The organism is Actinomyces qiguomingii (genome assembly GCF_004102025.1).
Classification (GTDB): domain Bacteria; phylum Actinomycetota; class Actinomycetes; order Actinomycetales; family Actinomycetaceae; genus Actinomyces; species Actinomyces qiguomingii.
This window is the reverse complement of record NZ_CP025228.1, coordinates 1,573,631-1,587,204: the sequence shown is the minus strand read 5'-3', so window position 1 is coordinate 1,587,204 and position 13,574 is coordinate 1,573,631. Positions and strand designations below refer to the sequence as shown.

At 67.3% G+C, this 13,574-nt stretch carries 8 protein-coding genes and 1 riboswitch; of the genes, 2 read left to right on the top strand and 6 right to left on the bottom strand.

The features are described 5' to 3' along the window. Positions 1-313 precede the first annotated feature (313 nt). The 5 genes from CWT10_RS06480 to CWT10_RS06460 all read right to left on the bottom strand — a co-directional run bounded on the left by CWT10_RS06480 (position 314) and on the right by CWT10_RS06460 (position 6,649). Entirely contained in the window at positions 314-1,300 is a 987-nt protein-coding gene (locus CWT10_RS06480) for a malate dehydrogenase (protein WP_103063137.1), read from the bottom strand. 275 nt (positions 1,301-1,575) lie between these two features. Next, entirely contained in the window at positions 1,576-2,967 is a 1,392-nt protein-coding gene (locus CWT10_RS06475) for a dicarboxylate/amino acid:cation symporter (protein WP_103063138.1), read from the bottom strand. 158 nt (positions 2,968-3,125) lie between these two features. Continuing rightward, positions 3,126-3,494 (bottom strand): hypothetical protein, encoded by a 369-nt coding sequence (locus CWT10_RS06470; RefSeq protein ID WP_233188149.1) that lies wholly within the window; start codon positions 3,492-3,494, stop codon positions 3,126-3,128. Positions 3,495-3,539: 45 nt separating this feature from the next. Then, positions 3,540-5,234, bottom strand: a complete 1,695-nt coding sequence (gene purH, locus CWT10_RS06465) for a bifunctional phosphoribosylaminoimidazolecarboxamide formyltransferase/IMP cyclohydrolase (RefSeq protein ID WP_103063139.1) — start codon at positions 5,232-5,234, stop codon at positions 3,540-3,542. Between the two features lie 24 nt (positions 5,235-5,258). Continuing rightward, positions 5,259-5,356: riboswitch (ZMP/ZTP riboswitch) on the bottom strand. A gap of 3 nt (positions 5,357-5,359) precedes the next feature. Further along, a complete protein-coding gene (locus tag CWT10_RS06460; protein WP_103063140.1) occupies positions 5,360-6,649 on the bottom strand; it encodes a cell division protein PerM in 1,290 nt (429 codons plus the stop codon). 203 nt (positions 6,650-6,852) lie between these two features. On the opposite strand from CWT10_RS06460, the gene CWT10_RS06455 reads away from it, so the two are divergent. Next, the gene (locus CWT10_RS06455; RefSeq protein ID WP_103063141.1) at positions 6,853-9,231 is read left to right on the top strand and encodes a 6-phosphofructokinase; all 2,379 of its coding nucleotides are present in this window, start codon (positions 6,853-6,855) and stop codon (positions 9,229-9,231) included. Between the two features lie 48 nt (positions 9,232-9,279). Continuing rightward, positions 9,280-10,377, top strand: a complete 1,098-nt coding sequence (locus CWT10_RS06450) for a LacI family DNA-binding transcriptional regulator (RefSeq protein WP_103063142.1) — start codon at positions 9,280-9,282, stop codon at positions 10,375-10,377. On the opposite strand, the gene CWT10_RS06445 is transcribed toward CWT10_RS06450, so the two are convergent. Beyond that, a complete protein-coding gene (locus CWT10_RS06445) occupies positions 10,359-13,499 on the bottom strand; it encodes a GH92 family glycosyl hydrolase (RefSeq protein ID WP_158247654.1) in 3,141 nt (1,046 codons plus the stop codon). The genes CWT10_RS06450 and CWT10_RS06445 overlap by 19 nt on opposite strands. Positions 13,500-13,574: the final 75 nt, after the last annotated feature.

Below are 13,574 nucleotides of genomic sequence, written 5' to 3'. Positions count from 1 at the left end.
CCCTGGGCAACGCTACACATCCCTCGTGCGCGTTCCACGACCCCGGATGTGCTGGGGCGGGCGATCGCCGGCGACGCTACACAGCCCTCGTGCGCGTCCCACGACCCCGCGGTGGTCGTGCAACACACCAAGATCGTGCAGCACATACATAGGCGCAGGACGAACGCCACCACCACCCCGACACACACCCGCGACAACCCCACCACCACACCCTCAAACCCGAAGAACCGGTAATGCCAGGACGCGTCCGGCCCCGATCCTGCTGGAGTACCAGGATCGGGGCCGGAGTAAATGCCTGCGGGCACTGACCGGATCAGATCAGGCCCATGCCGGCGACGGCGTTCTTCTCCTCAACCAGCTCGGCGGCAGAGGCGTCGATCTTGGTGCGGGAGAAGTCGTCGATCTCCAGGCCCTGGACGATCTTCCACTCCCCGTTCTCGGCGGTGCAGGGGAAGGAGGAGATGATCCCCTCGGGCACCCCGTAGGAGCCGTCGGACATGACCGCGGCCGAGGTCCACGCAGAGGTGGTGCCCAGGCACCAGTCGCGCACGTGGTCGATGGCGGCCGAGGCCGCGGAGGCGGCTGAGGAGGCGCCGCGGGCCTCAATGATGGCGGCGCCGCGCTTGGCAACGGTGGGGATGAAGTCGTCCTCCACCCAGGCACGGTCGGCCAGGATGTCGGAGACCGGCTCGCCCTTGATGGTGGCGTGGGTCAGGTCGGGGTACTGGGTGGTGGAGTGGTTGCCCCAGATGGCGACCTTTTCGATGTCAGAGACATGGCAGTCGGCCTTGGCGGCAAGCTGAGCCAAGGCCCGGTTGTGGTCCAGGCGGGTCATGGCGGTGAAGCGGGTGGCCGGGATATCGCCTGCATGGGAGGCGGCGATCAGCGCGTTGGTGTTGGCGGGGTTGCCGACCACGAGGACCTTGATGTCGTCGGCGGCGCCGGCTGCCAGTGCCTTGCCCTGGGGGCCGAAGATGCCGCCGTTGGCGGAAAGCAGGTCCGAACGCTCCATGCCGGCCTTGCGGGGCATGGAGCCGACCAGGAAGGCGATGTTGGCGCCCTCGAAGGCCTGCTCGGGGTCGTCGAAGATGTCCACGGAGCCGAGCGTGGAGAAGGCCGAGTCGAACAGCTCCATGGCGGTGCCCTCAGCGGCCTTGACGGCCTGCGGGATCTCCAGCAGGCGCAGGTTCACGCGCTGGTCAGGACCGAGCAGGGCACCGGAGGCGATGCGGAACAACAGCGCGTAGCCGATGTTGCCGGCGGCACCGGTGACGGTGATGTTGACGGGGGCGTTGGCCATGAAGGACTCCTTTGAGACACGAGACAGTCAGTTGGGGCCCCTGAGGGCCGGTATGTCCAAGCCTATGCCGTGACATGGGTCAGTGGCTGGGACGATAGCCGGAGCACGGACGGCGAGCCGACGAGATCTGAGCTACACCACGCGGTGGGTACCCCTGGACGACAAGGCCGGCGCGAAATCACTCACAGGTGCCTTCTTGAGCGCGGTATATCCGGTGCGTCCGTCTCCCGGGGCACCGCCCCGCCGCTGAACGGCCTGCCGGCAGGCGCCGCGCCTCAGCGGCTGACGGCGTTGGGGCCGGCGGCCGCGGCGGAGGCCTCAAGCTCCTCCGCACTGACGACGCCGTCGACGCTGACCCGATCCAGGTACTTCATACCGTCGAAGGCGAGTTCCCGGGTGTTCTCCGGGTCGCCCTCGGGGCCGATACGGCCGTGGGCGAGCCGGTCCACGACTATGGCGATGGCACCGTCCCCGGTCACGTTGGTGGCGGTGCCGAAGGCGTCCAGGGCGATGTAGGTAGCGATCATTAGGGCCACCTGGGCGTCATCGAAGCCGAGCATGCTTGACAGCAGGCCGGTGGCGGCCATGATGGCGCCGCCGGGGACCCCCGGGGCCGCCACCATCGTGATCCCGAGCATGAAGATGAAACCGATCCACTGGGCGGCGGATACGCCGATGCCCTGAGTGATGGCAATCGCGAAGGCGAAGGCGAAGATCTTGGAGGTGGAGCCGGCCAGGTGGATGGTGGCGCACAGCGGCACGGTGAAGGAGGCGACCGCGTCGGCAACACCGTTCTTGCGGGCCTGTCGTAGCGTCACAGGGATGGTGGCGGCGGATGAGGAGGTACCCAGGGCGGTGAGGTAGGCGGGCAGCATGGTGACCAGTGCCTTGATGGGGTTCTTGCGTCCGATCGCCCCGGCCACCAGGTACTGAATGGACAGGATCACGAGTTCGAGCACCAGCACAACTACGACTACGCGCAGCAGCGTGCGCATAATCGCCCAGGCCTCACCGGTGTAGGTCAGGTTCAGGAAGATACCGAAGATGTGCAGCGGCAGCAGCGGGATGATGATCCGCTCGATCAGAGAGGTGATGATGGCGCGGAACTCGATAAAGCCCTTGCGCATGACCCCACGGGGCACCATGGACAGTCCGATTCCGATTACGAAGCTGAGCAGCAGTGCGGTCATGACTCCGACGGGGGCGGGCATCTCCACACTGAAATAGGTCTCCAGGGCGCTGCCGGGCTCCTCGACGTCGCTGAGTGTGGTGCCGGAGAGCACCCTTGGTAGCACCGCCGCACAGGCCAGGTAGGTGACGAAGCCGGCGAACAGGGTGGAGCTGTAGGCGATGGCGGCAGTAATGGCCAGCCAACGGCCGGCGCCACGTCCCAGATCGGCGATGGCCGGTGTGACCAGGCCGATAATTATCAGCGGGATGGAGAAGCTCAGGAACTGGCTGAACAGGTCGGAGAAGGTGGCGAAAACACGACCCACCGGAACGGGCACCAGGTGCCTGCCGCTCACCTGGATCGAGCCGAGCACAAGCGCCAGGATGATGGCCGCCAGCACCCACACCAGGATGCCGGCACGAGCCAGGAACCGGCGAACGGATCCCGGGGACGCCTGCCCTTCGGAACGTTCAGGATGCGGGGATGGGTTACTCATTTGCTGCCTTCCGGCTGGGATCGGGCGGTCGGGGACCGCTTGTCGGGCCGCAGCATGCCACAGTCTGGCCACCTCGCGCGCGGCGGTACCGCCCAGTGGCCCTCCCAAGCACCGAAGGCGCCGCTAACCAGCCAGCGGCTCCAGCTCGTCCGCTTGGATCAGTGCACGCGTGGAAGATTCGCGTAATAAGACAGGACGAACAGCCCGACGGCGAGCGCCGCCCCGAAGATCACGTCGAAGGCGCGTCCGCGGGCGGCGATCCAGGTACCGTCAGGCCGTTGGAGCCGGATGACCGCCAGCACCGCCACCTCCAGACCGAGCCAGATCACGGCCAAATGGCGATGCCCCAGCACTGACAGCACCGGCACGGCCGCCAACCAGGCGGATACGGCGACCACCGCCAGGGTGCGGTACGGCTGTTGGCGTTTCGGACAGTCATCCCCGGCGCCGCCAGGGTCGGGGGCGGGCGCGGCGGTGGGTTTATCGGCCGACGGCGCTGCGTCGACCGCCCCGTTCTGATCGGTCACGCCTGCCACCCTATCTCTCCTGCGCCGCCGACACAGCGGCGAGCATCAGTGGGCGAAATGGCGGGTGCCGGTCAGGTACATAGTGATACCGGCCTGTCGGGCGGCGGCGATGACCTCCTCATCGCGAATGGACCCTCCGGGCTGAACCACCGCCCGCACACCGGCGTCGATGAGGACCTGCAGACCATCGGCGAAGGGGAAGAAGGCATCCGAGGCGGCGACGGCTCCACGGGCACGCTGGGGAACCACGGCATCGGCTCGCTCTCCGGCGGCGTCCCCGGTGGCGCGGGCGCCGAGAGTGTTGGCGCGCTCGACGGCCAGCTTGCAGGAGTCGACCCGGTTGACCTGCCCCATGCCGACGCCGACGGTCGCCCCGTCCCTGGCCAGCAGGATCGCATTGGAGCGCACGGCCCTGACAGTGCGCCAGGCGAAGTCAAGGTCTGCCAGCGTGGCGGCGTCGGCCTCCTGTCCGGATACCAATTCCCATCCGGACGGACGGTCGCCGGGGGCATTGAGCGCGTCACGTTCCTGGATGACCGCGCCGCCGGAGATCTGTTTCACTTCCCAGCCCTCGCGCTCGGGCGGGGCAACCACGAGAATGCGTAGGCCCTTCTTGGTCGACAGGATCTGCACTGCCTCATCGTCGTAGGCGGGCGCGGCAATGACCTCGGTGAAGATCGGCTTGATCTGGCGCGCCATGGCCGCAGTAACGGTGGTGTTCGCGGCGATTACCCCACCATATGCGGATACGGGGTCGCAGGCGTGGGCCCTGCGATGGGCCTCGGCCACGTCGCCCGCCGTAGAAATGGCCACACCGCAGGGATTGGCGTGCTTGATGATCGCCACGCAGGTGGTATCCCCGTGGTCGTAGGCGGCCCGAACGGCGGCGTCGGTGTCGGTGTAGTTGTTGTAGCTCATCTCCTTGCCGGACAGTTGGCGGGCGCCGGCCACGCCCGCTGCCGGCTTCGCACCAGCGATCGCGTAAACGGCGGCACGTTGGTGGGGGTTCTCGCCGTAGCGCAGCGTGCTCAGGCGCGTGTAGGCGTCTGCGACGCGATCCGGTGGGGCCGGCACGGATGGGGCGGCGCCGTCGAGCTCGATCTGCCCGGCGAACCAGGAGGCGACGGCCGCGTCATAGGCGGCGGTGTGGGCGTAGGCGGCCGCCGCCAGGGCCCGACGCCGGGTGAGACTGAAACCGCCTACCGCCACGGCGTCAACCACCTCGGCGTAACGGTCCGGGTCCACCACGACGGTAACCGAAGCATGATTTTTCGCCGCGGCGCGCACCATGGCGGGCCCGCCTATGTCGATCTGTTCCACGCAGGCGTCGAAACCCGCGCCGGATGAGACCGTCTGGCTAAAGGGATACAGGTTGACCACGACCAGGTCGATGGGTGCCACGTCCAACTCGTCCAGCTGGGCCAGGTGCTCGGGCTTGCGCCGGTCGGCGAGGAGGCCGGCGTGGATACGCGGATGGAGGGTTTTGACACGCCCGTCCAGGCACTCGGGGAAGCCGGTGACCTCCTCTACGGCGGTGACCGGAAGACCGGCCGCGGCGATGGCGGCGGCCGTGGAGCCAGTGGAGATGATCTCAACGCCGTGGTCGGTCAAGGCGGCGGCCAGCTCAATCAACCCGGTCTTGTCATAGACCGAGACCAGGGCGCGCCTGATAGCAATGCGCTCGGACGCGTCCTGAGCGGCGGGTGCGGGAGAGGTCGGTAAGGGGGCCTGGGAGGTCACGGTTGCTCCTGTTGTGCCGGTGCGGCGGGACGCCCAGGCGGGCGACGCCCCGTTGGGGATTACCGATATCCGGTCGGCCGCTCCCCGGTGGTGCCCCACCCTCGCCAGTCGCGGCCAGTATCAGCCTACCGTCTTGCGGTCCGCACCTTGAGGCGTTCGCGTACGCCTTCGCCAGCGGCGCTGGTGGCGGCGGTGGTCGCGCGCACACCACGGCGAGTCAGCATGCGGGTGCGTGGATGAGGCAGTACCGCAATTAGGCCGACACCCACCAGCACCATCAGGGCGACAATCGCAGCTACGTAGCCGCAGTGCGGTCCGACATCGGTCATGCGCCCCGGCCCGACCTGCCCGCAGGCCGCCAAGCAGGCCGCCAGCACCCCGCAGGCGCTCAGCACAGCCGCCGTCGCCGTCGTCGCCGCCGCCTGCCGCAGCGGCAATGTGCGCAACACACCCCGCTGCCGCCAAGCCACCGCTGCAGCCGCCAGCACGATGAGGAACGGCAAGAATGCGCCCCAGGCACCCACCGCTGCGGTGGGCAGTCCCCCCAGGAGCGGCAGCCCGGGCACCGCCCCGGCCTGCACCCGGGTGGGTGAGAAGACCGAGCCGGCGCCCACCACGAATCCGGGCCCCGCCGTCCAGGACAGCGCCCATACCATCGCGGTGGGCAGCCAGCCGATTTGCAGCAGGATAAGACCCGCCGTCGCCATGAGTCCGCCACCGGCGAGGGCGTCATGCAGGCGGGAGACTCGGCCTGCACCGGCGATCAGGCCCACAAGTGTGACCACGGCGGCGAGCACGATCAGTGCCACGGCCAAATCACGACACATGCGTAGCGCCACCCCGATCCACTCCGGCAGCCGCTCCCACCGAACCGACGCCGTCCGCCAGCCCCGGCCGGCCCGCTGCAGGGCGACGGCGGTGATCAGCCCGGCCAGTGCGCTCACCCCGATCACCGCGGTCCAGCCACGCGAGGCGACCGAGCCGGTGGTTGTCACGATCAGCAGGGTCGTCAGTCCGCTGGCGCCGACGGCGAGAGCCCCGGCGGCGGGTCCACTGAGCCGAGCACGGCGCACCGAGGAGCGGATCAGCCAGGCCTGTAGCAGGGTCACGCCCAGCAGCGGCAGACTGAGCGTGCCGTACTGGTCCTCACCACCCACGACGCCGCCGAACCCAAGACTCCACAGTCCCGTGCCGGTGCGCAGCACCGCTCCCAGAGACAGGGCCGCCGCGGCGTCCCTAGAGGAGGAAGCCAGGTACAGGGCGAGGGTCGGAAGTACCACGAGCGCCCAGCCGAACACCACGGACTCCACACCGGCCCGCACGGCCAGGGGCCAGCCGGGGGGCAGGATACGACTGACGGCACCGCCGTCCAGTTGCGCTTGGGAGTGACCGCGCATCCGTTCCCCATGATTCATGCCCCGTCTCCATCCTCTCAAGGCCCTGGTCTCGGCGGCGTCGGGCCGGTGGCACCGACACTAACGCGCGCCGCCGGGCGCACCGGGGCGGGACACGGTCAGCGCCGGGCGAAGTCGGCAACAGCGGACAGCGGCGCTGCGGCGCACACCACACTAGAATCAGATGCAGCGCCGGAGAGCCGACGCCAACGGAAGGACCCATCATGTCTAACGACGCGCAGCGCGAAGAAGCGGCCGGCCGGGCGGCCGGAGAAACAGTGGACACTGCCCCTACCGAGAATCCCGTACGTATCGGGGTACTCACCTCCGGCGGTGACGCGCAGGGCATGAACGCGGCGGTACGCGCCGTTGTGCGCACCGCACTGCGCATGGGCGCCGAACCCTACGCGGTTATGGAGGGATGGGCGGGGGCGGTTGCCGGCGGCGACGGTGTCCGCAGGCTGGAGTGGGACTCGGTCGGCTCCATCTTGCACCGGGGTGGCACCATAATCGGCACCGCCCGCTCCGCGGAGTTCCGCGAGCGCTCCGGGCAGTTGGCCGCGTGTCGCAACCTGTTGGAGCACGACATCGACCGGCTGGTTGTAATCGGCGGCGACGGATCCCTGACCGGCACCAACGAGTTCCGCGAGAACTGGCCGTCCTTGGTGGCCGAACTGGCCGAGCGCGGCGAGATCAGCGCGCAGACGGCCGCCGCGCACCCGGTGCTGATGGTCACCGGTATCGTCGGCTCGATCGACAACGACCTGGTGGGCGCGGATATGACCATTGGCGCCGATTCAGCCCTGCATCGCATTCTCGAGGCCATTGATGACATCTCCTCCACCGCGGCCTCGCATCAGCGCACCTTCATCGTGGAGGTCATGGGCCGGCACTGCGGCTACCTTGCGCTGATGGCCGCGGTGGCCGGGGGCTGCGATTACGTGCTCGTCCCCGAGCTGCCTCCGGGCGAGGGCTGGGAGGAGGACATGTGCCGCAAGTTGTCCAAGGGGCGGGAGGCCGGTCGCCGTGAGTCCATGGTCATCGTGGCCGAGGGCGCCACCGACCGCTCCGGCAATCCCATCACCGCCGATGATGTCAAACGGGTCATGGCTGAGCGCCTGGGCGAGGAGGCCCGGGTGACGATCCTGGGACACGTCCAGCGCGGTGGCAAGCCAAGCGCCTACGACCGCTGGATGTCCACTCTGCTCGGCTGCACCGCCGCACGCGAGGTGGTCTTGGCCACGCCCGGGAGTGAGCCGGTGATCATCGCCGAACGACGCAACCGCATTCAGCGCCTGCCCATGATGGAGCAGGTCCGTGCCACCCGTGCCGTCAAGGACCTGGTTGCAGCCGGCGACTACCGGGGCGCTGTGGCGGCGCGTGGGGCCAGCTTCGAACAGATGCTCGGGATCTTCGAGACCATGTCCACCCCGCCTGAGCTAGACCCGGCCGCCGAGGGCGCACTGAGCGCCGATGCGGGCCGTTCCCGGCGCGTGGCAATCGTGCATGCCGGTGGCCTGGCCCCGGGGATGAACACGGCGGCGCGGGCCGCGGTGCGCCTGGGCCTGGATCATGGCTTCACCATGCTCGGCGTATACGGAGGTTTCCCCGGCCTGCTGGACGGGAATGTGCGCGAACTGTCCTGGGAGGACGTTGAGGGCTGGGTTGGTGACGGCGGTGCTGAATTGGGCACCCGTCGAGACATCCCCAGCATTGAGCAATTGTACGCCCTCGGAAGGGCCATCGAGTCCCACCGGATCGACGCCATGCTGGTCATTGGCGGTTTCAACGCCTATTTGGCGGCGCATAAACTGGTCACCGAGCGCGGCCGCTACCCGGCCTTCAAGATCCCCTTGATCTGTGTGCCCGCATCCATCGACAACAACCTGCCCGGCTCGGAGCTGTCCGTGGGGGCCGACACGGCCCTGAACAGCGCGGTGGAGGCCTTGGACGCCATTAAGCAGTCGGCGGCAGCGTCGCGCCGCTGTTTCGTGGCCGAGGCGATGGGCCGCCGCTGCGGCTACCTGACACTTATGAGCGGCATCGCCACTGGTGCCGAGCGGGTCTACCTCAATGAGGAGGGCCTGACGCTGAGCAAGCTGGCCCAGGACTCGGCCCGCATGGTGGAGTCCTTCCGTTCGGGGCGCAAGCTCTACCTGGTGATCCGTAACGAGCAGGCCAGCGAGAACTACACCCTGGACGTGCTGGCGAAGATCTTCTCCGAGGAGAGCGAGGGCCTGTACGACGTGCGCCCGGCCCAGATCGGCCACCTGCAGCAGGGCGGAGACCCAACCGCCTTCGACCGCATCATGGCCACCAAGTTGGTAGCACACGCACTCGACCTGCTCGCCGGTCAGTTGGATGCCGGCACCTACCATTCCAGCTACGTGGGCCTCGTGGAGGGCCGGATCACGCATCACCGCCTGGAGCGCATGGATGATGAGCTCGACCTTGGTGCGCGCCGTCCGCTGCACCAGTGGTGGATGGGACTGCGCGACGCCATTGGTTTGGTCAACAAGAACCTGGGGGTCATGTCGGCCGCGGACGTACCGGACTTCGGGGATACGGTCTCCCGGGCCGCGTCGGCCGGGGAAAGGGACTGAAGCCGCGCGCAGGACCAGCACCCTCGCCGCTTCGGGCATGATGCGGATATGGTGACAATCGCCGATGTCGCGCGGCACGCCGGTGTCTCGCCGAAGACCGTGTCCAATGTGCTCAACGGATACCGCTATCTGCGCCCCGAGACCAAGGAACGGGTGGAGATGGCCATCCGGGAGTTGGGGTACACGGTCAACCTCGCCGCACGCGGTTTGCGGCGCGGACGCACCGGAATGATCACCTTGGCCGTTCCCGATCTGCGCGACCCCTATCTGGCCGAACTGTCCGGGCAGGTCATCCACGCCGCCGAGCACGAGGGCGGCCGCGTGCTGGTCACGCAGACCTGGGGCCAGCGCGAACGCGAACTGGACGTGCTGCACGGCGCGAACCGGCATTTCACCGATGGCACGATTCTCAGTCCGCAGGCTCTGGGACCGCAGGACATGGATCAGTACCGGGTCGACTTCCCCCTGGTACTGCTCGGCGAGCGCGTGGATCCGCCCGATCTGGACCGGGTGACTCTGCCGAATGCGGCCGCGGCACAGGCGCTGACTGCCTATCTGCTCGGCCTGGGGTGCCGCCGGGTGGTGCTGTTGGGCTGCGCATCGGGCACCGACCATGGCTCTGCACCTCTGCGCGAGCAGGGATTCCGTGACGCGCACGCAAAGATGGGCATCGGTATTGATCAGCGTCTGCTGCTTTCGGAGTCGACCTGGCGTCTGCCTCAGGGAGTGCAGAGGATGAACGCCTTCATCGACTCGGGAACACCCTTCGACGCCGTGGTGGCGATGAACGACGCTCTGGCCATCGGTGCCCTGCACAGTTTCCGCGCCCATGGCATTCCCGTACCAGACGCCGTGAAAGTAGTGGGCATCGACAATATTGAGGACGCTTCATTCACCAGTCCTACGCTGACCTCCTTGTCCGTGGACCACCGGGAGTTCGCGCGCGCGGCCATTCGCCTGCTGCTGACGCGCATCGACGAGCACCACCGCGATCCCGAGCTACCGCGCCGTCCCAAGGAACTCATCCAGCCGGCCTTCCGCATCGAGGTGCGCCAGTCCACCGGAGGAATTCCGGTGGACGACGGCGTGATCGGCGCATCCGGTATCGACCCGAACAGGGATGACCTTCAAATCACTTCGAGTTGAGTGAGGCTGCCGCCGGCCGGGAAGAAACACCTGAGTGCTTCAATCCGCCGTTCCGCTTCGGAGGGTCCGGACAGGGGGATGACTCGTGTCTCCTCCGGCCAACGGAATGTAAGCCGACGTTTGACGGCTCGGGACCAGGTGCCTTCGAGGCATACAGCCACCTCCAGGTCGGTGCTGCCGGTTCCGGTCAGAGTAATGACCCGGGCTGGTTCGGGACGGTCCAGCTCGATCTCCAAAAGCGCACCGGCAGGCAGCACGACCTCGGTGGCCGCGGTGTCATCGACAAGGGCTGCGACTCCCGGTAGTGTCGAGCGCAGATTCCCCGAATGAGCCTTATCCCGCAGGTATTCGTCGGTGGGCATTGATGCGAGACGAGCACCCATCCCCCAGCCGTGCGGCTTGGAATCGACCCGCACCCGGATTTCTGTATCGGCATGCAGTACCGAAGCAGTCAACACTGGGACGTCCACCGCGCGTCCATTGACCTCTACATCGGCGATGTAGTTCCCGTTCCCCTCGCGAGTCACGGATAGGACAGTTCCGTCACAGCGAGTCCAGCGCACCGCGGGCAGTTGCGGCGCGGAGATCACGAACTCGCCCGAGCCCACGTCAAGCGGATACAGGCCCATGGCAACAAACAGCCACCAGGCGCTGAACTCACCGTTGTCCTCGTCTCCCGGCCAGCCCTGGCCGATGCGGCCGCCGGTGAACAGGTGGGTGAAGGCTTCGGCCAGCACCTCGGCGCAGCGGTCGGACCGATCGGAATGCAAGTACATGAAAGGTACGTGGTGGGCGGGCTGATTGCAGACGGCGAACTGTCCCATGCCGATCGCTCGGGCCTCGGTCATCTCGTGGAGGATGTGCCCGTAGGTCCCCCGCTGGGAGGCGGCTGCCTTTTCCGGGTCCTGGAAGTAGGCGTCTAGTTTGCGCCCCAGCGCGGTGGGCCCACCCAGGGCGTTGACCAGCCAGTCGACGTCGTGAACCGCTGAGAATGCCATTCCCCAACCGTTCGTCTCGGTGTATCCCCCGCCCCATTGTCGCGGGTTGAAGTGTTCCGGGGGCACCTCCCACGCGCCGTCGGCATGGCGTCCCAGGAGGAAGCCGGAGTGCGAATCGAACAGGTTGCGCCAGCGCAGCGAGCGGTTGGCGAAATAGAAGGCCTCCGCCTCCAGATCCGCCCGCGGCTCACCCCTGGCGTCGCGGGCGAGTCGACTCGCCCATCGTGCAATGGCGGCGTCGTCAAGCGCGTTCTGAACCGTCCAGCTCAGACCCTCCGGCACATCGGAGTCGACATAGTCGCGGAATCGCGCGGCGCGATTGTTTCTGCGACCGATTTCAGTGCTGGGCGCAGGGGTCATGGCGTTACGCAGGGCAGACAGGTAGGCCGTTTCCCGGTCGAATTCGACACCATGCGCACAGGCATCAGCGAAGATCACGTCAGAATCGGTGCCTACCATGCAGTCGATGAAGCCGGGGGCAGTCCATCTGCCCATCCAGCCGCCGTCGCGGAACAGCTGTAGCATCCCGTTGAGCAGCTTCCCGGCGCGCTCGGGCATGAGCAGGTGGTAAGCGGGCCAACTGGACCGGTAGGTGTCCCAATACCCGTTGTTAACATAAAGTTCTCCGGGCAACACGCGACACCCGGTGACCGTGTCGGTGTGCTCGCGCTCGAGGGGCAGTGCCACGGCCGCATGCGCCATGCACGGGCTGTGCGCGCCCGCGACGTTCTCATGAGCGATGTTGGGGTAACACAGCAGCCGGTACAGACCGGTGTAGGCGGCTTCACGCTGCGGTGCCGTGGCGCCGTCCAACTCGAGCGCCCCGAGCGCTTGCCTCCAGGCATCGTGCGCCGTCCGCCGCAGCTCCTCGAAACTGCGTCCCTGCGACTCAAGACTGAGGTTTCGCCACGCCTGCTCCACGGAGATGAATGAGGTGGCCAGACGCACCTCGTGCGTGCCCGCAGGAAGGGCGACATGGGCGGCCTGGGAGCACACTCGACCGGCATCGTCATAGGCGGGCTCCCCACGGATTCCGCCTGGTATCTCGCCTACGAAGAACATTCGGGGAGGGCTGGGATGCGAGGGCCGCAGTTCGTTTCCGGGCGCCCAACCGTGCAGCGACATCCCCACATCGGTGGCTCCGGTGCACAACCGACCGGCGAAGGCCTGATCTGCGGTCAGGCCGCCGGCACGCGGCAGGTGTATGCGCAGGGCGGCCGTACGAGCCGTCGCGGTCATCTCCAACTCGATGCCGCCGTCCAGCAGTACTCGATAATAGTCCGGGAGGGCAACCTCATCGTCATGGCGGAATTGCAGTGACCGCAATCTTGGATCCAGTACGGGCGTATCCAGATAGGGCATGATCTGCACCGATCCGCGATCTCCTATCCAGGGACTGGGCTGATGGCTCAGTGCCACGGCCTCCAACCGCGGGTGCGGGTCCCCGTGCCATCGATACAGCCAGCGGCGGGTGCGCGCATTAGTGACCGGCGTAACAAAATTCATGCCGTGTGGCATACAGACCGCCGGCAACGTGTTACCGCGTGAGAAGCCACGACCGGAGTGCGTTCCGCGGGTGGTGCGCACGTAGTCGACCACATCCTCCGCGTCACCCACTCCTTCCACTTCCGTCACCACGCGCACCTGAATCCAGCCGTAACCGTGGTCGGCGTGCGCTATCAGTCTGACCGCACGCAGCGAAGTTCCCGCCGGTAGCTCCTCGAGCGACACCCGCCACAGATTCCACTGCTCGGGGATCAGGGCGGTGGCTGCCAGGTGGGGCGGACGCTTGGGCGGCGAAGCGGTCAGATCGCGTCCGTCGTCGTCGTACAGGTGCCAAAGCCCGCCCCTGCCGTTGTCCACGCCGATACCCAAGGCAGTGGAAGCGCGATCTGGCACTCCGTCCCGCTGCAGCAGCAGCTGCGGGAACAGGGCAACTTCAAGAATCTCCCCCGCGGCGGCCGGACGGTCGGGAAGACCGATGCCGACGTGGCCCGCGGCCAGGACCGTATAGGTTCTGACCTCCCCTTCGAACAGGCCACAGCCCGCGGTCGAGCTCGGCGGCGCCCCCGGACCGCGTGAAGCTGCGAAGCGGACTGCCTGAGAGGTTGCGGAAGTCGTCATGGCGGCTCTCTTTCCATCCGACGAGCATGCATGTACACTCATAGTACATCGTGGTACTACAACGCTGTACTACCG